The sequence below is a fragment of the Achromobacter sp. ACRQX genome, assembly GCF_022346505.1.
In the GTDB taxonomy this organism is placed as follows: Bacteria; Pseudomonadota; Gammaproteobacteria; order Burkholderiales; family Burkholderiaceae_B; genus Achromobacter; species Achromobacter animicus.
Genome location: NZ_JAKRML010000013.1, coordinates 54,291 through 74,974, shown reverse-complemented (window position 1 = coordinate 74,974; position 20,684 = coordinate 54,291). Strand labels below are relative to the sequence as shown.

The window sequence follows — 20,684 nt, the reverse complement described above, 5'->3', positions numbered from 1 at the left end:
AAAGTGCGCTGAAAACGCACCGCTAACATCCGATGAGAAATTAAAAGTTCAGTTGCAGACGGGGGGAGCGTAAGCCGGTAGTGTGGAGCGGTGGCTTAAAGGAGAGAATATGCGTACCAATCACATCCTCACGATTATTGTTGTGGTCGTCGTCGCTTCGATCGCCCTGTCGGTCGTTCCCTGGTAATTCCTTGGCAGCGAGGCCGGACATGACACGGAACCTTCATGCCCTCTGCTTTGCCGCATTCCCTGCTGGACCTGACGCTGCGCGCCATCCCGCGTCGCTATCGCGTGGGCCCGCTGCCCGCGGCCGGCAGCGGGCTTGAAGTTTCCGACCCGGCGATGGCGCTTGCCATCGCCATCGAACAGGCCCGCGTTGCGCTCAGTGCAGACGCAGCGCCATCATCCGCCAGTGAACGCCTGTTCTTAGACGCGCTCTCGCAACTGATTCGGGACGCACTGCGCGAAAGCGGCGGAGATTCCGCGTTTCAGGCCATGGTGCTGCGGCATCAATCCCCGCTGGTGCGCGAATACGCTTCGTTGTCGGCGCACGCCCAGGCGGACCGGCGCGCGGTACGTACTGCGGTCGATGCGTTTGCGCATCCCGGCAAGCGCCGCGGGATGCCGGCCGGGCCGTTGGCGGACGCGCTGGCGTCGTTGCATGCGGCGGCGGCAGCCGAGGACTGGGCCGCATTGACGCAAGGCGCCGAGCGCCTGCTTGCGGCGCAGCCCTCGGACGCCGCGACAAGCCCGGCGATTTCCGCGCCGCTGGAACGGTTGCTGGACGACCCCGCCTTGGCGCGTCTGCGCCGCATGAAGACGTTGTCCACGGATCCGCTGGTGCAACGCTATCAACATCTTTGGCAACGGCAAGGTCCCCGCCCCGGCACGCCGCAGGCCGCCGCGCAGGGGCTGGACGCGCGCCGCCGCGGCATCGCCGTTGAAGCGTTGGCCGAAGGCGCCATTACCGCGATGGCCACGCAGCTTGCGCAAAGGACGGGCGAAAGTTATCGGGTGGTCACGTCAATGCACGTCCCGGCGTCTATCCCGGGCAACGCAAACCGCGCCAAGACCGAATGGGACGTGGCGCTGCTGCGCCAGTCGGCCGGCGACGCTGCGGCGCCGGTCTGGGATGTGTGCCTGCTGGTCGAGGCCAAGGCGTCAACGGACGCGGCGACGACGGATCTGCCCCGGTTGCTGCGCGGTCTGCGGTTGCTTGCGCACGCAGACGCACAGACCATTTATGTGTTCGAGAGCCACCAGGGGCCGGTGCGGCTGCGCGGTGCGGCGTTGGCGGCGCTGTCGGCGGACGACGCTGATCTTGCCGGGACGATTCTCTACTTTTCCGACGCGCCGGCGGATACCGTGCCGCGGCTGCTGAATGCCGCTGGCCGGATGCAGCTGTTGTCAGCGCAGGAAAGCCTGGACTTCGCCAGCGCGATGGCCGCAGGCGAGGCGCCGGATGCGTCGGCGCTTTCGCCGGTGTGGCAACAGTTGCTGGTTGCGCCTCGCTGGAGCGCCGTGCTGAACCAGTTCGCGCTGTTGCGGCAGGTGCGAGAACTGATGGTGCATGTGGATGACGTGCACGCTGCCATCACGCGCTTGGGTCAGGATCGCGCCGGCGCATAAGCGCAGTCGCCCGCGGCCGCTCCGCTCCAATCCGGCGCATGCCGCTCGATGTGCGCGCGGATGAAATCCGCCAGCACGCGCGTAGCCATGGACGGGAACCGGTTGGGCGCGGTCAGCAGGTAGATGGCATCGCCCACCCCTTCGGGCTCGTACGCGGGCAGCACCTGCACCAGCGTCTCGTCACGCAGCAATTCCCACACGGCATAGCGGGGCAGCAGCGCCACACCCAAGCCCGCCAGCACCGCATCGCGCAGAAACGGATAGTCGCCCGACTGCAGCCGCGGCGCGACGCGCAGGATCAGCGGGTCGCCATGCGCCTGCTTGAGCCGCAGGTCGAAGCGCCGGCCCAGCGATTGCGGCGCGATCAGGTCGCAGCGGCCCAACTGCTCCATGCGTTGCACCGGCCCGTTGCGCGCCAGGAAATCCGGCGACGCACACAGGCACCACTGAATGTCGCACAGCCGCCGCGCCACGTGATCTTCGGGCGGAGACGAGGTGATCTTGAGGGCGATGTCGACTTCGGCGGAGATCAGGTCGCCGATCCCGTCGTTGATGTGCACACGCAGCGCAATGTCGGGATGCGCGCGCGCAAAATCCAGCAGCACGGGGGCAAGATAAAGGTGGCCCAGGCCGGTGGGCAGCCGGATGCGCACATCGCCGCGCACGGTCCCGTCCAGGCTGTCGATGGCCGCCTGCGCCGCGCGCATCTCGTCCAATAATCGGATGCCGTGCTGGTACAGCAACTGGCCGGCCTGCGTCAGCTCGACATGCCGGGTGGTGCGCCGGAATAGCTGGGCGCCCAGATCGAGTTCCAGCCGCTTCAGGCGGTGCGACATGTTCGACCGCGTCATGCCGCAACGCTGCGCGGCCGCGCTGAGGTTGCGCGACTCGACCATCGCGACAAACAGTCTGACGAGGTTCAGGTCCGGCTTATTGTCGATCATGGTTCACCATTCCCGGCACAAACCGGTGGATTGTCCAATGCGTCGGTCGAGTCTAGCATCGTCTTCATCGCCTTCGAACCCTTGCTCCGGACCGACATCCACCCATGCCCACCCCGTTGACCGACGCTTCCAGCGGACCCTATTCCGGACTGCGTGTGCTGGACCTCAGCCAGGGCATCGCGGGCCCGTACTGCGCGCAGATGCTGTGGCAGCAAGGCGCCGACGTCGTAAAGGTGGAACCGCCAGACGGCGACTGGGGCCGGCACGTCGGTGTGCTTCGCGACGACCAGAGCGCGCTATCCATCGCCTACAACGCCGGCAAACGCGGTGTGTGCGTGGACGCGCGCCAGCCGCAAGGCAAAGTGCTGCTGGCGGACATGGCGCGGCGCGCGGACCTCGTGATCCAGAATTTCCGCCCCGGCGTCGCCGAACGCATGGGGGTGGGCTACGACAGCCTGGCCGCACGTTGCCCGGGCCTGGTCTACGTGTCCATCAGCGGCTACGGACCGGACGGCCCCTACGCCAACGCGCCCGCCTCCGACTCGGTGATGCAGGCGGATAGCGGCCTGATGTTCGCCAACCAGACACCCGCCGGCGAGCCGCGCCGCATCGGCCTTCTGATGGCGGACATCGCCACCGCGCTGTACGCCGTGCAGGCGGCCAGCGCCGCGCTCTATCAGCAGGCGCGCAGCGGCCGCGGCCAGCATGTGCAGTTGAATCTGCTGCAGGCCTGCGCGGCCTTGCAGGTGAACGACATCCTTGCGTACGGCATTGCGGGACAGCGGGAGGCCGTGGCGGTCAGCGCCCCCAACGGCGTCTTCGATACCGCGGATGCGCGCCTGTCCGTGCTGGCGTTGAACAACGACCAGTTCGCGCGCTTGTGCCGCGCGCTCGAACGAACCGACTGGCTGGCGGACCCCGCCCTGTCCACCAACGCAGGCCGCATGGCGCAGCGCGAGCGACTGCATCGGGAAATGGCGGAACAGTTGGCGCGGCGCCCTGCCGCGCACTGGGTGGAGCGCCTGGCGCGCGAGGACGTGCTGCACGCGTACGTGCGGGACTACGACGGCCTGGCGGCGCATCCGCAGGCGGCGCATCTGGGGCTGCTGGAACCGCTGGCGCAGCCCGGCGGCCAGCCCCTGCCCTATGCGCGCGCGGCCGGGGCCTTGTCACGCCGGCCGCTCACCGCGGCGCCGGCGGTTGGCGAGCACACCGTGGATGTGTTGACCGAGTGGGGCGTCGCGCCCGCCGACATCCAGGCCATGCTGCATGCCGGCGTGCTGCGCCAGGCCGCATGCGGCAAGGAGGCCCGCTGATGCGCGCCCTGGTCTGCCATCGCCATGGTCCGGTTGAAGACGTGTTGCCCGGCGAGCTTCCCGAGGCGCCGGCGCCCGCGCCCGACGAAGTCACCATCGCCGTCGAGCATGCCAGCGTCAGCCACGCAACCAAGCTGCTCATCGAGGGACGCTATCAAAGCCGTCCGCCGCTGCCGTTTGCGCCCGGCACGGAGGCCGCGGGCCGCGTCATCGCGTGCGGCGCCAAGGTCACGCGGTTCAAGCCCGGCGACAAGGTGGTGGCGCTGGCGCGCTGGGGCTGCTATGCCGAACGACTGACCTTGCCGGAATACACCGTCTATCCCGTGCCCGAGGATCTGCCGCTTCTGACCGCGCTGCCCATTCCCATCTCGTACGGCACGGCATGGGGCGCGTTGTTGTGGCGCGCCGCGATGCAGCCCGGCGACACGGTGCTGGTGCTGGGCGCGGGCTCGGGCGTGGGACTGGCGGCCGTGGAGATAGCGTCGGCGCTGGGCGCGACGGTGCTGGCCTGCGCCAGCACACCGGCCAAGCGCCAGGCCGCGCTGGACGCGGGCGCGGGGCAGGCGTTCGCCGCTGACGAGTCCATGCCGCAGGCCGTCAAGGCGGCCAGCGACGGGCGCGGCGCTGACGTGGTGCTGGACGCGGTGGGCGGCGACGCCTTCGAACGCAGCGTGCGCGCCGCGGCGGCCAATGCCCGCATGGTGTCGGTGGGTTTCGCCAGCGGCCGCATCCCGGATGTGCCGCTGAACCTGCTGCTTGTGAAGAACATTGCCCTGCATGGGTTTTTCTTTGGCCGCTACATCGGCTGGACGCCCGCGGACGAACGCATCGTCCACGCCCCTGCCATGCAGCGGACCATGTCCACCCTGTTCGACTGGGCCCGCCGCCAGCGGATCCGGCCGGCTGTAACGGCGATCTATCCGATCACCGGTCTTGCCGCAGCACTCGCCGCCCTGGAAAGCCGACAAGTCGTCGGCAAGGTGGCGATCACGATAACGACGGAGACAACCCCATGCGTACCAACGACTTCCGGCGCGCCGCCCGGCCACGCCACCTTGCCGCCGCGGCGCTAGCCGCCGGCTGCGTCAGCCTGCCCGTCGCCGTGTTGGCGGCCGACGCCTATCCCAGCAAACCCATCACGATGGTCGTGCCCTACCCGCCCGGCGGGCCGACCGACATCGTGGCGCGGCTGGTGGCCGCCGAGATGTCCAAGACCATCGGCCAGAACATCGTCGTCGACAACAAGCCCGGCGCCAGCGGCATGATCGGCGCGGACCTCGTGGCACGCGCCGCGCCCGACGGCTACACGTTCCTGGCCAACGCGTCGCTGCACGTCATCAACCCGTACATCTACGCGTCGATGCGTTACGACGCCTTCAAGGACTTCGCGCCCATCACGCAGCTTGCGGACGTGCCGCTCGTGCTGGTCGTGCCTGAAACGTCGAAGGTGCGCACGGTGCAGGACCTTGTGGCGCAGGGCAAGGCCCAGCCGTTGAACTTCGGGTCGGCGGGCTCGGCCTCCGCGCAACAGCTTGCGGGCGAATCGTTCAAGGTGCGTTCCGGCCTGCCGATGCAACACGTGCCTTACAAGGGCAGCGCGCCCGCGCTGACGGATCTGGTGGGCGGACAGATTCAGTTGATGTTCGATTCCATGCCGTCGGCGATGCCGTTCATCAAGTCGGGCAAGCTGCGGGCGGTGGCGGTGACAACCAGCCGCCGCGTCGATGAACTGCCCGACGTGCCCACCATGGCCGAATCCGGTTTCCCGGGCTTTGACATCAGCACGTGGTACGGTCTGTGGGCGCCCAAGGGCACGCCGTCGGCCATTGTGGCCAAGCTGTCCGAGCACGCGGCGCGGGCGCTCAAGCAGCCCAATGTCGTGACGCAGTACGCCGGCCTGGGCGCCAAGCCGGTGGGATCTGATCCCGCCACGTTTGCCCATTTCAATGTGTCCGAGGGCGAAAAGTGGCGGGACATCGTCAAGGCGGCGCAGATCACGCCGCAATAGTGGAAAAGGCGGCTCAGACTGACCTCGACCCGGGCGGCGCGGGTAATCCCCCATAAGCAGCGCCACGCCGCTGGATAAGAATTCATGGTTTCCTATCCGCGGCCGCCGCGCGCATCGCGCGCCAACCAACCCCGAGGTCCCAGGCATGAAGGCGTTCTTCCACGACGATCAAAAGCTTCACCATCCGCAGACCTATTTTTCGCGCGGCAAGATGCGCACGCCGCAGGAGGTGCCGTCGCGGCTGGACGGCCTGGTGCAGGCGGCGCGCAAGCTGGGATTCGACGTCCAGGCGCCCGCCGACGACGGGGCGGGTGCGATCGCGGCGGTCCATAGCCTGGATTACCTGCGCTTCCTGCAGGACGCGCATGAGGACTGGATGAAGCTGCCCGGCGACTGGGGCGGCGAAGTGGTGTCGAACGTCTTCGTGCGAGAACGCAACGCGCTGCGCGGCGTGCTGGCCAAGGCCGGACGTTACCTGGCCGACGGCAGTTGTCCGGTCGGCCCGAAGACGTGGCAGTCGGCGTATTGGTCGGCGCAATGCGCCATCGCGGGCGCCGATGCCCTGCTGGCCGGAGACCGCAGCGCCTACGCGATCTGCCGCCCGCCCGGTCACCACGCGCGGCGCGATGCCGCGGGCGGCTTCTGTTACCTGAACAACGCCGCTATCGCCGCAGAGCGGCTGACGTCGGGATTTCCCCGCGTGGCCATCCTGGACACGGACATGCACCACGGCCAAGGCATCCAGGAGATCTTCTACGAACGCAGCGACGTGCTGTACGTGTCCATTCACGGCGACCCCGAGAACTTCTATCCGGTGGTGGCGGGCTTTGAAGACGAGCGCGGGGCGGGCGAAGGATACGGCTACAACATCAACCTGCCCATGCCGCACGGCTCGCCCGAATCCGTGTTCTTCGACCGGTTGGCGCAGGCGCGCCGCGCGATCACGTTGTTTCAGCCCGATGCGCTGGTGCTGTCGCTGGGATTCGACATCTTCGAAAAGGATCCGCAGGCCATGGTCAGCGTGACCGAAGACGGCTTCGAGCGATTGGGCCGCGAGGTGGGCGGACTGAATCTGCCCACGCTGATCGTGCAGGAAGGTGGCTACTACATCGAAGGCCTGGAATCGAACGCGAAGCGGTTCTTCGCGGGTCTGGCCGGCGCCTGATCCGACGGCGGGCAAGCTGGCCGTCAGAAGCTGACCGCCAGTCCCACCGAAAAGCCCGACACGTTGTTGCCGAAGACATAGCGTCCCACCAGCCGCGTGCGCGTGATGATCACGTCGTACGCGCTGGAGTCCAGTTCCAGCCCCGCCCCCAACGCGGTCAAACGGTCGAAGCCGAGCGCCCCGCGCTGGTCGCCCAGGAATTCCGAGTGCGTCAGCTCAAGCACATACCGCAACGGGCGCTGCAACAGCATGAACCCGGTGGGCGCCCGGTAGCGCGCCCACAGGTTGGCGGACTGCGCCACCGCATTGCCCTGCACGGCGGACGAGCTGTCGAAGCTCTTGAGCCGGATGTCGGAATAGCGCAGCTCCACGTCCACTTCGTAGCCCGGCCGGTAATGCTCGTAATCCAGCATCAGCGATCCGCCCAATCCGTAGGCGTTCAATGAGCCTCGGTCCAGGAAGTCCACCTCCCTGCCCGTGCGCTGCCCGACATACCAGCTTGCGGCACGCAGGTCGCTGGTGACGTTGCCCAGCGCGAAGTTGAAGATGGGCCGCAGCTTCAGTTCGTCGGTCAGCTTGAAGTCCCACCCGATGCCGCCCGTGGCCGACACGCTGTTCCACTTGGTCGGGATGCTGCGCGTCTCCGCGCCCTGCGTGGCGACGAAGGTCGGGTCGTAGCGGCTGCCCGCAATGACGCCCTCCAGATAGATGGGCACCGACTTGGACACCGTGTCGCCGCCGCCGAGCTGGGTCATGTAGAAGCCGGTGGATCCCGACGTGGATCCCCCGCCGCCGCTGATGGACAGGGAGCTTGTCGTGATGTCGGGCACGATGGAAAAAGACATCAACGCCAGCACGCCGTTCGCGCGCTTTTGCAGATCGTCTTGCGATAAGCGCACGGTTGGCTGCGCCGCCGCGCCCGACGCCGCTGCGCACGCGCACGCCGCGATCAGCCTTGCCGACGTCATACCGGCCAGCCGCCTGGCCGTCTGCATTCGATTCGACATGCCATTCCCCACGTTTCCGACGCGTTTCCCGCGTCATGCGCAAGCGTGATTCCCAGGGCGGCTGGCCGTGTTCAAGCCTGCGCCGCCGCTTCCCAAATCGTCACCCGATCCCGCCCCGACTGCTTTGATTGGTACAGCGCCTGATCGGCGCATTTGATGACGGCCTGCGGCGATGCGCCGTCCCGCGGCCACAGCGCCACGCCTACGGACACGGTCACCGGACGCACGCCGTCGGGCATCGGGCGCGCCGCCACGGCCGCCCGGATCCGTTCGGCCGCCTGGGCTGCAGTCCGTGCCGCGGACCGCATGGCGTCCTGCGCCGTGTCCTGCGTCGTGTTCTGCGTCGTGTTCTGCGTCGTTTCGTGCGCCGTGTCCTGCGTGTCGTCCTGCGCTTCGTCCTTCCCGCCCCGCTGAGGCAGGATCATCACGAATTCCTCGCCGCCGATGCGAAAGGCCTGATCGCCGGCGCGCACGTTCTCCTGCAGGGTCCGCGCCAGCGCCACCAGGACCTTATCGCCCGTCGGATGGCCATACACATCATTGATCTGCTTGAAGTGGTCGAGATCAAACGCGATGACCGCAAACGGCGACGCGGCGGCGACCAGCTCGTCGATCCGCGCGCGCAGGGCGCGGCGATTCATCAGCCCGGTCATGGGATCGGTCAGCGATTCCGTGTTCAAGCGGCCGACTTCGTCCCGATGGCGCGCTTGCGCGGCGGCCAACGCCTGCCGCAGCTTTTCGGCCTCGAAATACCAGGTCTTCAGCGTGGTGGCGCGCAAGGCCGTCGGACCAACCGGCTCGTCGCTGGCGAAGGCGTCAGCCAGGCGTGCGAGCGGCCGCGCGATCGCGTAGGCGCATGCGCTGACGAGCAACAAGGTCAGCACCACAGCCGGCACGGCGAACTGCAGCGACGCGCCCAACAGGTCCTTGAGGGGCGACAGCGCGCTGTCGAGCGGACGCTGCACCACGACCGCCCAGTTGCCCTTGACCAGCGGCGCGTATCCCGCGATCACCGCCGCGCCGGAAGCGTCCATGACTTGCTCGACGCCCGGCCCCGTGGCGGGCGACAGGCGCGCCTGGACCGCGCTCGCAATGTCCGCGTCCGCGCCATGCCGGTACAGCATCTGACCCTCGCCGTTGACCAGATACACGGAGGTGCCGTCCGCATACGCATGCTGGCCGACGAGCCGGTCCAGGCCGCCGCCATGCTCCAGCACAACGATGGCGGCGAGATAGCCTGAAACCGCGTTCTGCGGACCCGGCACAGGTTCCACCAGTGTCAACGTCGCAAAGCGCGCGCCCGGCAGGCAGCATGGCCGCGCCCATTGCCCCGCGCGCAGCTCCCGCACACCCAGTTCGTCAAGTGTCTTGATGGCGGCCAGCGGCGTCGGACTATCCTTGGACCGGTTGATGATCCGGCCGCCGGGGTCGGCCAGCAGCACCGCCGTCACGCCCTCGATCGTGCCGGCCAGATCCGACAGTTCACCTTGCAGCGCGGCGGGCGCGTCGGCCAGCCGCGGAATGCGGTTCGCGCCGGCGGAAAGCTGCCGGTCGCCCGTCTGGATATACAGGTTGATGATGTCCGCCAGCTTCTGCGCGTAGGCCAGATTGGCGTCGAGCGTGTTCTTCACGACCTGCGTCTTCTGCGCCTGGTAGCCCGCGTACATGGCATTGAAAAAGCCGACCGCCACGCTGAGCACCGCCAGCGCAATAAGCACGGTCAACAAGCGCACCCTGCGTTCTCTTGCCATGTCGCTCCTGAGGGGAGAGCACCGCGAATCGCCCGGATCGGCGTAGCTGCCGGATGCGCGCGCCACGGAGGACGACAGCGCAGTCACCGGCGCGGGCTGGCGCACCGGGATAACGCAGAATACCGAACTATTTTTGGGTAATCCAGCGGTCGTCAACCGCAGTTCGGCACGCCCAACGCGGCGCTTGGGCTATGCGTCCGGTGCCTGCTGCAGGCGCATCGCCACGCGCCGCTCAACCGGCAGCCCGTGGCTGGCCTCGGCCGCCAGCACCGCATGCAGCCGTGAGCCGGGCATTGCCTGCACTTCGCGAAATCCGAGCCGCGCATACCAGGGCGCATTCCATGCCAGGTCGCGAAAGGTCGTCAGGGTGACCACAGCCAGGCCCGCTGCCCAGGCATGGCCGCATGCGGCCTGCACGAGAGCGCGGCCAATTCCCATGCGCTGATGACCGGCATCGACCGCAAGCTCCCGCAGGTGCAACGCGTCTTCGAAGCGCTCGGCGCAAAGGAATCCGCACAGTTGATCCGACGCTTGCGCCACCCATGACGTGCCCTGCGCGATCAGGCGCAGATGGTCGGCCTCAGACATCACCGCGTCGTCCGCGATCCATTCCAAACCGGACGCGGCGCGAAACAACACGCCCGCAGATCGTTCGATCGCGGGCAGCAGCGCAGCATCCTCGGGACGGGCGGGGCGGATAAGCGTGGACAAGGCAACTCCAGATTGCGGCAGGCGCATGCGATTCTACGACCCGCCATCAACGCGCGCCATGTTTCAGCCGCCGCGCAGAATCCAGTGTTTTAATCGGCGCTCCCTCGCGGGAAATTTCGTCCGGGCGGCAGCGAGACGCCGGGCCGGGCGATTCCAACAACAAGATTCAGGATTTCGCACGTGTTTCATGTCATCACAGGGCTTATCGCGCTCTACGTCATCTGGCGCTTCGTCTGGCAATTGAAGTGGCCCGCTTCCAGCCGAGTGCTGCTGTCGATATTGGTCGTGCTGGCCGCCGAGCACCATCTCATCACCCGCAACTTCTTCGGCACCATGGCGTCGCCCGAGGTGCCCGCCGCCGTGCTGATGACGCTGGGCTGGGCATTTGGCGCGCTCATTCTGCTGGCCAGTTTTCTCTTCATTACGGATGTGGCCGGGATCATCGTGTCGCTGTTCTCGCGCGGACGCGGACGCGCGCTGCTGGGCTGCACGCGTCTGCGCGCTGGGTCCGCCGTGGCCGCGCTTGCGCTGTCCGCCGTTGGCGTCTGGCAGGCCGTGCGCGTGCCGGAGGTCAAGACGATCGAGGTCGCCTTGCCCAACCTGCCGCAAGCGTATGACGGCTTTCGCATCGTGCACCTGACCGACCTGCACGCCAGCCGCCTGCTGCAGGGCGACTGGATGCAGGCCGTCGTGGCGCGCACCAATGCGCTCAAGCCGGACCTGACGCTCATCACCGGCGATCTGGTCGACGGCACGCCTGCGGCGCGCGCCGCCGACGTGCAACCGCTGGCCGATCTGCGCGCGCAATATGGCGTGGTGGCGATTCCGGGCAACCACGAGTATTACGCCGAGTACCTGGGCTGGATCGAGGCCTTCAGGAAACTCGGCCTGCGCATGCTGCTCAATGAACACATGACAATTGAACGCGACGGCCAGCCGCTGGTCCTGGCGGGCATCACCGACAGCGTGGCGGCGCGCGTGAACCAGCCGCTGCCTGACATCGACGCGGCCATGAAGGGCGTGCCGCCGTCGTCGGCGGTGATCCTCTTGAGCCATCGGCCGGTGGGCGCCAAGCGCCACGCGCAAGCCGGCGCCGGCCTGCAGCTGTCGGGCCACACGCACGGCGGCCAGATTCTGGGTCCGCATTTCATCACCCAACTGGCCAACGAAGGCTACGTGTCGGGCATGTACCAGGTCGGCAACATGCAGCTCTACGTGAGCAACGGCGCGGGCCTGTGGCCGGGCTTTCCGATCCGGCTTGGCCGGCCGTCGGAGATCACGCAGATCGTGCTGCGCGCCGCGCCGCCCGCCTGACGCGGTCCTGCCACACACGCGGCGGCGCATTGACAAGCGCCGCCGCGCTGACTTAGCATTCGGCCCTGCTTTTTCAACGCCTTTCGCTTCTTGGGTGCAACCGTGTCTGCCATTCGTCAATTCGCCTGAACGCCGACGAGTACCGTCCTGGTACCGCGGTCAGCCTGCCCGCATTCGCTGCTCGACGCCATGTAATGAGCACACCCCCGCCCGGCAGGCGCGGATCCAGGAAGCGCAACACCTCCCATCCCCGCTTCCCCTCCCGTAAAGACTGTGTCGTCGGCTTTTCCCATTTGCTGGAGAAGACCCATGACGCTGGATTTCTGCGCCTACGCGCAATCGCTAGACCTGTTCCGATATCCCCGAACGCCCCACCTTGAAGGCTCGCGCCTGCAGGACGGGGACGAAGGCCATGACCACGTGCCCTATCGCACGCTGGCCGGCCAGACGCTCGTCGTCGAAGAAAAGCTGGACGGCGCCAACACCGGCATCAGCTTCAGCCCGTCGGGCGAACTGCTGCTGCAATCCCGCGGCCACTACCTGGTGGGCGGCGGCCGCGAGCGGCAGTTCAGCTTCGTCAAGGCCTGGGCCGCCGCGCACGCGGACTGGCTGCTGGAGCGGCTGGAAGATCGCTATGTGATGTACGGCGAAACGCTGTCGAAGAAGCACTCCGTGTTCTACGACGCCCTGCCGCATCACTTCTTTGAATTCGACGTGCTGGACCGGCGCACCGGCGAGTTCCTGTCGACCGGCGCGCGCCGCGCGTTGCTGGCCGATGGTCCGGTGCTGTCCGTGCCCGTGTTGTACGAAGGGCCGGCGCCCGCGCGGCTGGCCGAACTGAAGGCCATGCTCAAGCCGTCGCTCGCCAAGACGGCTGGCTGGCGCGATGCCTTCGAGGCCACCGTGCTGCGCGAAGGCCTGGACCTGGCTCGCGCGTGGAAGCAGTGCGACAAGTCGGATCTGTCGGAAGGCCTGTATATCAAGGCCGAAGCGGACGGCAAGACCATCGCCCGCTACAAGTGGGTGCGCCGCGACTTCGTACAGGCCATTCTAGATTCGGACATGCACCATTCGGAGCAGCCTTTCATCCCCAACCAGCTCGCCGACGGCGTCGACCTGTACGCGCCGCGCCTTGCAGTCGACTGGGACACGTTGCGCGACGCCCGCACGGGAGAGACATCATGAATCACGAACAGATCCGGGCCCTCGTGCCCCAGCCGGGGCGCGGCGCGGACTATACGGCCTGCCTGGCCGCCTTCCCCGCGCTGGAGCTGGCCAAGACCACGCCGCAGGACCCCCGTTATCACGGCGAGGGCGATGTATGGACGCATACGCAGATGGTGGTGGACGCGCTGCTCGCGCTGCCGCAGTACCAGGCCGCGTCCCGCGCCGACCAGGAGATCGTGTTCCTGGCCGCGCTGCTGCACGACGTGGCCAAGCACAGCACCACGGTGATCGACCCGGTCACCGGCGCCATCGGCCAGCCTGGCCACTCGCGCAAGGGCGCCATCGACGCGCGCATCGCATTGTGGGACGCGGGCGTGCCGTTCGCGGTGCGCGAAGCGATATGCCGGCTGATCGCCACGCATCAGGTGCCGTTCTTCGCGCTGGAAGGCTCGCGCCGCGGCCGCTCGCCGGAGTTCATCGTGCGCGAGTTGTCCTGGCACGTGTCCCTTCCATTGCTCGCCATGCTGGCCGAAGCCGACATGCGCGGCCGGATATGCGCTGACTCTGCACGCGTGCTGGACAACATCGCCCTCTTCTGCGAGCTGGCGCGCGACGAGCAGTGCTTCGGCCAGCCCCGTGCCTTTGCCGATGCGCACACCGCCGTCAGCTATTTCCGCGGCGCCGACGTGCATCCCGACTATGCGTTGTTCCAGGAGCCGGGCTCGCGGGTCATCGTCATGTCGGGGTTGCCGGCGTCCGGCAAGAACACGTGGGTGGCGGCGCATCATCCGGACCTGCCGGTGGTGTCGTTCGACGACGCGCGCGAAGAACTGGGCCTGCGCCACGGCAAGAACGAGGGCATGGTCGCGCACCTGGCCATTGACCGTGCAAAGGCACTGCTGCGCGCCCGCGCGCCGTTTGTGTGGAACGCCACCAACCTCAGCGAGCTGATGCGCAAGAAGACACTGGATCTGCTCTTTGCCTATCACGCGGACGTGGAGCTGGTGTATCTGGAAAAGCCGCGTGCCGAGCTGCTGCGCCGCAATGCGCGGCGCGATACGTCGCTGTCCAACAAGACGCTGACCGGCATGCTGCACCGCTGGGACCTGCCGCTGCCCACGGAGGCACACCGGGTGGTTTATGCGGTGTAGCGCGGTGTAGCGCGGGTCAGGCAGGCACAAGCGCCGGCGTCAGCATGCTGTCGCGCAAGCGCAGCACGGATGCGCATGAGGTGTCGCGATGCGTCACCAGCGACAGCGACAGCGCGCCCTGCGCATCCGGGTCGGTCAGCGGCACAAACGCCACGTGCGGCGTCGAATACGCGCGGGTCACGCCAGGCACCAGCGCCACACCCAGGCCGCTGGCGACCAGGCTGACCAGCGTCTGCACCTGAATGGCTTCCTGGCTGATGCGGGGCGAAAACCCCGCCTTGTGACACAGCGCCAGCGTCACGCCGTTCAGCCCCGGCACCTTGGCCGGCGAATACAGCACGAAGTTTTCGGACCGCATGCGCTCGAGCGCAATCGGGCCAATGTCGGCCAGAGGATGGCGGGCAGGCACTGCCAGGATCAGGTCGTCGCGCTCGACCACCCAAGAATCCAGTTCGCTGTCTTCGGCCAACGGACCGCGCACCAAACCCGCGTCGATCTCGTTAGCGCGCAGCATCGCCACCAATCCGACCGTGCTGTCTTCGCGCAGGTCCAGTTGCACATCCGGGTACTGCGCGCGGAAGGCCGGCAGGCAGCGCGGCAGCAGCATGTACGTGGCCGAGCCCACAAAGCCCAGGCGCAGCGTCCCCCATTCCCCCAACGCCACCCGGCGTGCCGCCTGGCGCGCCTGATCGGTATGGAACAGCGCGCGGCGCGCATCGGCCATCAGGGCGTCGCCCGCGGGTGTCGTGGTGACGCCCTTGGCGCCCCGCACCAGCAGCGGCACGCCCACCGCGTGCTCCAACTTCTGGATCGACACCGACAGCGCGGGTTGGGCGATGTGCAGCGCATCGGCGGCGCGACGGTAACTCCCCAGCTCGGCGATCGTGACGAACTGCCGAAGCTGGCGCAAATCTATAGCCATAACAGATTCCGTATCAAGCAATACCGAAGCCATATTAGACGCGTATGTGCGGCGCCGATAGGATTTCCGCCATGACGACAACTCCCCTCTCAAACGGCCCGGCGCTGGACGGCATCCGCGTCCTGGACCTGACTTCCGTCGTATTCGGCCCTTACGCCTCGCAGATCCTGGCCGACTACGGCGCGGACGTCATCAAGGTCGAAGCGCCCGGCGGCGACTCCACCCGGCAAACCGGCCCCGCGCAGGAGCCCGGCCTTTCCGCGATCTTCCTGGGTCTGAACCGCAACAAGCGCAGCATCGTGCTGGACCTGAAGCAGCCCGCGGCGCGCGAGGCGCTGCTGACGCTGGTGGACCAGGCCGACGTGCTGATGCACAGCATGCGGCCGGCCAAGATGGCGGCGCTGGGGCTGGACCCCGCCACGCTGTGCGCGCGCAACACGCGGCTGGTCTACGCCGGCCTGTATGGCTTCGGTGAAGGCGGCGCGTACGACGGCCGCCCAGCCTACGACGACATCATTCAAGGCCTGTCGGGGTTCGCGGATCTTGTCGGCCGCCAGACCGGCGCGCCGCGCTACCTGCCCACCGTCGCCGCCGACAAGACGTGCGGTCTGGTCGCCGCGCACGCCATTCTTGCGGCGCTGTTCCAGCGCGCGCGTACCGGACAGGGCCAGCAGCTGGAAGTGCCCATGTTCGAAAGCATGGCGTCCTTTGCGCTGGTCGAGCACTACTACGGCCGGCATCTGGCGGACGAGCCCGGCGACGCCGGTTATCCGCGCGTGCTCACGCCCTGGCGCCGGCCCTGCCAGACCGCAGACGGGCACGTCTGCCTGATGCCCTATACCGACGCGCATTGGCGCGACTTCTTCAACGCGGCCGGCCGCCCCGATCTGGCGCAGGATCCGCGCTTTGCCGACATCTCGGCGCGCACGCGCCACATCGAGACCCTGTACGAATTGCAGGCCGGCCTCGTCGCGGCCCATGACACGGCGTACTGGCTGGCGCTGTGCGAGCGGCTGCAGATCCCGGCCGCACCCGTGAACCGGCTGGAAGATCTGGAGACCGATCCGCATCTGGCCAGCGTGGACTTCTTCGTGCCGCTGGAAAGCGCGTCCGGCAGTCACTACCGCTTTCCGCGTAACCCCGTGCGTTTGCAGCATTCCCACGTGCCGCCCGCCATGCCGCCGCACCTGGGCGAGCACACGCGCAACGTGCTGGCCGAAGCGGGCATCGCGCCGGCCGCCGTTGACGCGCTGCTGGCCACCGGCGCCGCCTGCCAAGCCAACACCCTCCTTTCTGAAAACGCCAAGGACCCCGCATGACCCAAGACCGCGACACCTCTCCCGCCATCCAACTCGGCCAAGGTTTTTACTGGCAGGACCTGACGGTGGGCCAGCGCTTCCAGACATTTCGCCGCACGGTGACCGAGACCGACATCGTCAACTTCATCAGCGTCACCGGCATGCTGGAGACCATCTTCATCGACGCCACCTACACCCACGGCGCCATCCAGGGCCGGCCCGCGCCGGGCGCGCTGACCTATGGCCTGATCGAAGGCCTGATCATGCAGGGCATGGTGCAGGGAACGGGCCTGGCGCTGCTGGAGATTCACAAGAAGATGATTGCGCCGGTGGTGGCCGGCGACACCATCTGGGCCGAGATCGAAGTGACCGGCGTGCGCCCGACCTCGCAGCACAACCGCGCGGTCGTCACGTCCGCCATCGACGTGCGCAACCAGCACGGCAAGCCGGTGATGGCCTACACGGCAGTGCGCATGCTGGCCGGCAGGCCGCGCTGACCAGGCTGACCGCTATCAGCGGCAGGCATCCCGCAGAGGACGCCGCCGCCCATCCGCAGTACCCATAACAGCCCAAGGAGACAACCCATGAAAAAAGCACTGCTGGCGACCACGCTGGCCCTTCTGGCGCTGGGTGGCGCCGCCAGCGCCCAGGCCGCGTGGCCCGACCGCCCGATCACGATGGTGGTGCCCTTCCCGCCCGGCGGTCCGACTGATCTGGTGGCGCGCGTGCTGGCCAAGCAGTTGACGGACCAGCTGGGCCAGACCGTCGTCGTCGAAAACAAGGGCGGCGCCAACGGCAACATCGGCATGCAGTACGCGGCCGCGGCCAAGCCCGACGGCTACACGGTGCTGTACAACACCTCGTCCATCGCGCTCAGCCCCAACCTGTATCGCTCGCTGGCCTTCGACCCGGTCAAGGACTTTGCGCCGGTGTCCACCACGGCCGTCATTCCGCTCGTCCTGCTTGTGCATCCGTCGGTGCCCGCCGACACTGCGCCCGCCTTCGTGGATTATGCGCGCAAGCATCCCGGCAAGCTGTCGTACGGCTCTGCCGGCGCCGGCAACGTCACGCATCTGGGCGCGCTCCTGCTTTTGCGGTCGCTGGATATCGATGCGGTCCACGTGCCCTATCGCGGCAGCGCCCCGGCCATGACGGATCTCGTCGGCGGACAGGTCCAGGTGATGACCAATACGCTGAACGATTCGCTGGGCTTCATCCGCGAAGGCAAGCTGCGTGCGCTCGCGGTGACCAGCGAGACGCGCAGCGACCAACTGCCCAACGTGCCGACGGTGGCGGAAACCGTGGCGCCGGGTTTTGGGATGGGGGCTTGGCAAGGCGTGGTGGTGCCGGCCGGCACGCCCGCGCCTGTGATCGACAAGCTCAATGCCGAGATCCTGCGCGCGCTGAAATCTCCGGAGATGCAAAAGCAGCTGAAGGTGCAAGGCGCGCAGGCGCTGGGGTCGACGCCGCAAGAATATGCCGCCTACATCAAGAGCGAGATCGCGCGATGGGGCGAGGTGGTGAAGGCGGCGAACGTGAAGCTGGATTGAACGCAATTGCGCATACGCGTCACTCGCCAAGACAAACGCCCGCGTGAAGCGGGCGTTTTCAATACTGCTTTGGTAAGCCGGGCGACTTAACGTCCCGCGGCCTTGGCGCTCAGGCCATTTGCCACGCCCATATCGGTCTTGGGCACGTCGCGCAGGATCACGCGGACGTCTTCGCCAGAGATGTCGAGACTGGCGCACACGGCCTGGTTCAGCGCCGCGATCAGGGCGGCCTTCTTGGCTTCGTCGCGGCCTTCGATCAGATCCACGTCCACGCGCGCCATGCGCTTGCCGATTTCCCCCGCGACGATCACGTGTTCTGCCGGGACTTCGTGCAGCACGGCGCGCACGCTGGACAGCGGCGCCGCGATGCTTTCGACCACCGCGTTGGACGCGCCTTTGAGCAGGTCGGCTTTCTGGGCGGCCGTGTGGCCTTGCATGATCTGGACGTTCAAGAGGGGCATGACGATTCCGATGTTCCGATAAAAGGAAAACCGGTCAAGCCGACCGGCAAGCCATCATATCGTGACTGCGCCCGCGTGCAAGCAACTGCACGCGGGCGCAAGGGGTCATGCGGGGAACGCCGGAATCAGGCGGCGGCCTTGCCTTCGCGTTCCAGTTCCGGTTGGACGTTCGACGCGTCTGCATCCGCCGTAGCCGGGGTATCCGTCAGGGTTTCAGCCGACACCGGCGTCTCGGTCAGGGCCGGCGTCACCAGCTCCACGACCTTTTTGCGGGACAGCATGCCCAGGAACTCGTCGTCCTCGCCCGTCACGGCGACCGGCTGATCGCTGTGCACCAGTTGCGCGAGCACTTCGCCCAGGCCCGCCGTGGCAGGCACCGACGCCAGGTCCTCGACAAAGCGGGACACATCGCGCGCGCCTTCCTGCATGGCCTTCGCGGCTGCCTCGGCGGTCAGCACGCCGGCGAGGCGCTTGCCGTCCAGCACCGGCGCGTACTCGTAGTTCAGCGCACTCATGCGGTCCACCGCATGCGCGGGGCGCGAGCGCATGGTCAGCGTCAGGCGCGCCGGATTCACGGCGTGCGTGGCGTTGAGCACCTTGGTGCGGTTCACGTCCTGCAGGAACGACTGCACGTAATCGTTGGCCGGGTTCAGCAAAATGTCTTCCGGCGTGCCTTCCTGCACCAGTTCGCCGTCCTTCAGGATGGCAATGCGGTTGCCCAGGCGCAGCGCTTCGTCCAGATCGTGCGTGATGAAGACGATGGTCTTGTTGAGCTTGGCCTGCAGTTGCAGCAGCTGATCCTGCATTTCGCGGCGGATCAGCGGATCCAGCGCGGAGAACGCCTCGTCCATCAGCAGGATTTCGGCGTCGGTAGCCAGCGCGCGCGCCAGGCCGACACGCTGCTGCATGCCGCCGGAAAGCTGATGCGGGTACTGATTCTCGAAGCCCGACAGGCCCACCTGTTCCAGCCATTCGCGGGCGCGCTGCTCACGCTCGGCCTTGCCCACGCCTTGCACGGTCAGGCCGTACGCGGCGTTGTCCAGCACCGTGCGGTGCGGAAACAGGCCAAAGCGCTGGAAGACCATGCTCATCTTCTTTTGGCGGAAGACTTCCAGATCGCGCTTGTTCAGGCTGACCACGTCCACGCCATCGACCAGGATGTGGCCCGCGCTGGGCTCGATCAGGCGGTTGAAGTGACGGATCAGCGTCGACTTGCCCGAACCGGACAGGCCCATGATGACGTAGATGCTGCCTTCTTCGATGGACAGGCTGATGTCGCGCAGACCCAGCGTGTGGCCGCTTTTGGCCAGCAGCTCTTCCTTGCTCATGCCGCCCTGCGCGGCTTCCAGCCACTTCTTCGGATGCGCTCCGAAGATCTTGTAGATGTTCTTGACTTCGATCTTGCTCATCGCTGGCCTCCCATGCGCATGCGCTGTCCATACGATTGCGTGATCCGGTCGAACAGCACGGCCAGCACCACGATACCCAGGCCGGCCAACAGGCCCCGGCCCACTTCCAGGCGGTTGATGCCCAGCAGCACTTCATAACCCAGGCCGCGCGCGCCGATCATCGACGCGATCACGACCATCGACAGCGCCATCATCGTGGTCTGGTTGATGCCGGCCATGATGTTGGGCAGCGCCAGGGGCAATTGCACGCCGAACAGCTGCTGGCGCGGATTGGCGCCAAAGGCGCGCGACGCTTCCAGCACTTCGCGGTCGACCAGGCGGATGCCCAGGTCGGTCAGGCGGATGAGCGGCGGCACGGCATAGATGACGGTCGCGATGATGGCGGGAATCTTGCCCAGGCCAAACAGCATGACGACGGGAATCAGGTACACGAAGCTGGGCATCGTCTGCATCACGTCCAGCACGGGCAGCATGCCCGAACGCAGCCAGTTCACACGCGCCATCAGCACGCCCAGCGGGATGCCGATCAGCACCGACAGGCCGGCGGCCATGATCATCAGCGCCAGCGTCTGCATGCCGGCGTCCCACAGACCCAGCACGCCGATCACGCACAGCAGCGCGCCCATCGCCAGGCTCAGCCCGACGCGGCGGCTCACGCCATAGGCGATCGCGATGGTGACCGCGACAACCGCCCACCAGGGCGAGCTGCGCAAGAGTTGCTCCAACCACACCAACGCATGCAGCACGGGCTGGGACAACGTCTCCAGCGTGTCGGCATAGTTGGTGACCAGATGATCGACAAAGCCGTCGATCGCCCCCCGTACCTGACGGGCGGGAATAATTTCAGGAAACATCGTTTTGACTCCATTCTGGCGCGCTCG

Annotated in this window: 19 protein-coding genes; 11 read left to right on the top strand and 8 right to left on the bottom strand. The window is 67.2% G+C overall.

The features are described 5' to 3' along the window. Positions 1-225 precede the first annotated feature (225 nt). Positions 226-1,629, top strand: a complete 1,404-nt coding sequence (locus MHZ91_RS14020) for a 3-deoxy-D-arabino-heptulosonate 7-phosphate synthase (protein ID WP_239214172.1) — start codon at positions 226-228, stop codon at positions 1,627-1,629. On the opposite strand, the gene MHZ91_RS14015 is transcribed toward MHZ91_RS14020, so the two are convergent. Continuing rightward, positions 1,608-2,573: a LysR family transcriptional regulator gene (locus MHZ91_RS14015; protein ID WP_239214171.1), complete on the bottom strand. Its 966-nt coding sequence runs from the start codon at positions 2,571-2,573 to the stop codon at positions 1,608-1,610. The genes MHZ91_RS14020 and MHZ91_RS14015 overlap by 22 nt on opposite strands. 104 nt (positions 2,574-2,677) lie before the next feature. Here MHZ91_RS14015 and MHZ91_RS14010 point away from each other — a divergent pair, with 104 nt between their 5' ends. The 4 genes from MHZ91_RS14010 to MHZ91_RS13995 all read left to right on the top strand — a co-directional run bounded on the left by MHZ91_RS14010 (position 2,678) and on the right by MHZ91_RS13995 (position 7,062). After that, positions 2,678-3,889 (top strand): CaiB/BaiF CoA-transferase family protein, encoded by a 1,212-nt coding sequence (locus tag MHZ91_RS14010; protein ID WP_239214170.1) that lies wholly within the window; start codon positions 2,678-2,680, stop codon positions 3,887-3,889. Then, complete coding sequence (locus MHZ91_RS14005; protein WP_239214169.1) at positions 3,889-4,962, top strand: NADPH:quinone oxidoreductase family protein; 1,074 nt, start codon at positions 3,889-3,891, stop codon at positions 4,960-4,962. Before MHZ91_RS14010 ends, MHZ91_RS14005 begins: the two co-directional genes overlap by 1 nt. Next, entirely contained in the window at positions 4,902-5,897 is a 996-nt protein-coding gene (locus tag MHZ91_RS14000) for a tripartite tricarboxylate transporter substrate binding protein (RefSeq protein WP_239214167.1), read from the top strand. Before MHZ91_RS14005 ends, MHZ91_RS14000 begins: the two co-directional genes overlap by 61 nt. Positions 5,898-6,042: 145 nt before the next feature. After that, positions 6,043-7,062, top strand: a complete 1,020-nt coding sequence (locus MHZ91_RS13995; RefSeq protein ID WP_239214166.1) for a histone deacetylase family protein — start codon at positions 6,043-6,045, stop codon at positions 7,060-7,062. Between the two features lie 23 nt (positions 7,063-7,085). Here the strand turns inward: MHZ91_RS13995 and MHZ91_RS13990 are convergent, their stop codons facing one another. The 3 genes from MHZ91_RS13990 to MHZ91_RS13980 all read right to left on the bottom strand — a co-directional run bounded on the left by MHZ91_RS13990 (position 7,086) and on the right by MHZ91_RS13980 (position 10,531). Beyond that, the gene (locus MHZ91_RS13990; RefSeq protein WP_313371503.1) at positions 7,086-8,030 is read right to left on the bottom strand and encodes a hypothetical protein; all 945 of its coding nucleotides are present in this window, start codon (positions 8,028-8,030) and stop codon (positions 7,086-7,088) included. A gap of 110 nt (positions 8,031-8,140) precedes the next feature. Beyond that, positions 8,141-9,820: a diguanylate cyclase gene (locus tag MHZ91_RS13985; protein ID WP_239214165.1), complete on the bottom strand. Its 1,680-nt coding sequence runs from the start codon at positions 9,818-9,820 to the stop codon at positions 8,141-8,143. 189 nt (positions 9,821-10,009) lie between these two features. Continuing rightward, on the bottom strand, positions 10,010-10,531 hold the full coding sequence (locus MHZ91_RS13980; RefSeq protein ID WP_239214164.1) for a GNAT family N-acetyltransferase: 522 nt from the start codon (positions 10,529-10,531) through the stop codon (positions 10,010-10,012). A gap of 180 nt (positions 10,532-10,711) precedes the next feature. Between MHZ91_RS13980 and MHZ91_RS13975 the strand changes: the two genes are divergently transcribed. From MHZ91_RS13975 to MHZ91_RS13965, 3 genes are all read left to right on the top strand, one after another. Then, positions 10,712-11,845: a metallophosphoesterase gene (locus MHZ91_RS13975; RefSeq protein WP_239214162.1), complete on the top strand. Its 1,134-nt coding sequence runs from the start codon at positions 10,712-10,714 to the stop codon at positions 11,843-11,845. Positions 11,846-12,154: 309 nt separating this feature from the next. Next, the gene (locus MHZ91_RS13970) at positions 12,155-13,030 is read left to right on the top strand and encodes an RNA ligase family protein (protein WP_239214160.1); all 876 of its coding nucleotides are present in this window, start codon (positions 12,155-12,157) and stop codon (positions 13,028-13,030) included. After that, a complete protein-coding gene (locus MHZ91_RS13965; protein ID WP_239214157.1) occupies positions 13,027-14,163 on the top strand; it encodes an AAA family ATPase in 1,137 nt (378 codons plus the stop codon). Before MHZ91_RS13970 ends, MHZ91_RS13965 begins: the two co-directional genes overlap by 4 nt. A 16-nt stretch (positions 14,164-14,179) precedes the next feature. Here MHZ91_RS13965 and MHZ91_RS13960 read toward each other — a convergent pair whose 3' ends face one another. Then, positions 14,180-15,085: a LysR family transcriptional regulator gene (locus MHZ91_RS13960; protein ID WP_239214154.1), complete on the bottom strand. Its 906-nt coding sequence runs from the start codon at positions 15,083-15,085 to the stop codon at positions 14,180-14,182. Positions 15,086-15,156: 71 nt separating this feature from the next. Here MHZ91_RS13960 and MHZ91_RS13955 point away from each other — a divergent pair, with 71 nt between their 5' ends. The 3 genes from MHZ91_RS13955 to MHZ91_RS13945 all read left to right on the top strand — a co-directional run bounded on the left by MHZ91_RS13955 (position 15,157) and on the right by MHZ91_RS13945 (position 17,933). Next, positions 15,157-16,404, top strand: a complete 1,248-nt coding sequence (locus tag MHZ91_RS13955) for a CaiB/BaiF CoA-transferase family protein (RefSeq protein WP_239214151.1) — start codon at positions 15,157-15,159, stop codon at positions 16,402-16,404. Next, positions 16,401-16,880: a MaoC family dehydratase gene (locus MHZ91_RS13950; protein ID WP_239214149.1), complete on the top strand. Its 480-nt coding sequence runs from the start codon at positions 16,401-16,403 to the stop codon at positions 16,878-16,880. Before MHZ91_RS13955 ends, MHZ91_RS13950 begins: the two co-directional genes overlap by 4 nt. 87 nt (positions 16,881-16,967) lie before the next feature. Further along, complete coding sequence (locus MHZ91_RS13945) at positions 16,968-17,933, top strand: tripartite tricarboxylate transporter substrate binding protein (RefSeq protein ID WP_175185795.1); 966 nt, start codon at positions 16,968-16,970, stop codon at positions 17,931-17,933. 86 nt (positions 17,934-18,019) lie between these two features. Here MHZ91_RS13945 and MHZ91_RS13940 read toward each other — a convergent pair whose 3' ends face one another. From MHZ91_RS13940 to MHZ91_RS13930, 3 genes are all read right to left on the bottom strand, one after another. Next, on the bottom strand, positions 18,020-18,394 hold the full coding sequence (locus MHZ91_RS13940) for a tautomerase family protein (RefSeq protein WP_239214147.1): 375 nt from the start codon (positions 18,392-18,394) through the stop codon (positions 18,020-18,022). A 125-nt stretch (positions 18,395-18,519) separates the two neighbouring features. Continuing rightward, on the bottom strand, positions 18,520-19,803 hold the full coding sequence (locus MHZ91_RS13935; RefSeq protein WP_239214144.1) for a glycine betaine/L-proline ABC transporter ATP-binding protein: 1,284 nt from the start codon (positions 19,801-19,803) through the stop codon (positions 18,520-18,522). Next, the gene (locus tag MHZ91_RS13930; protein WP_218344358.1) at positions 19,800-20,657 is read right to left on the bottom strand and encodes a proline/glycine betaine ABC transporter permease; all 858 of its coding nucleotides are present in this window, start codon (positions 20,655-20,657) and stop codon (positions 19,800-19,802) included. The genes MHZ91_RS13935 and MHZ91_RS13930 overlap by 4 nt, the downstream gene beginning before the upstream one ends. Positions 20,658-20,684: the final 27 nt, after the last annotated feature.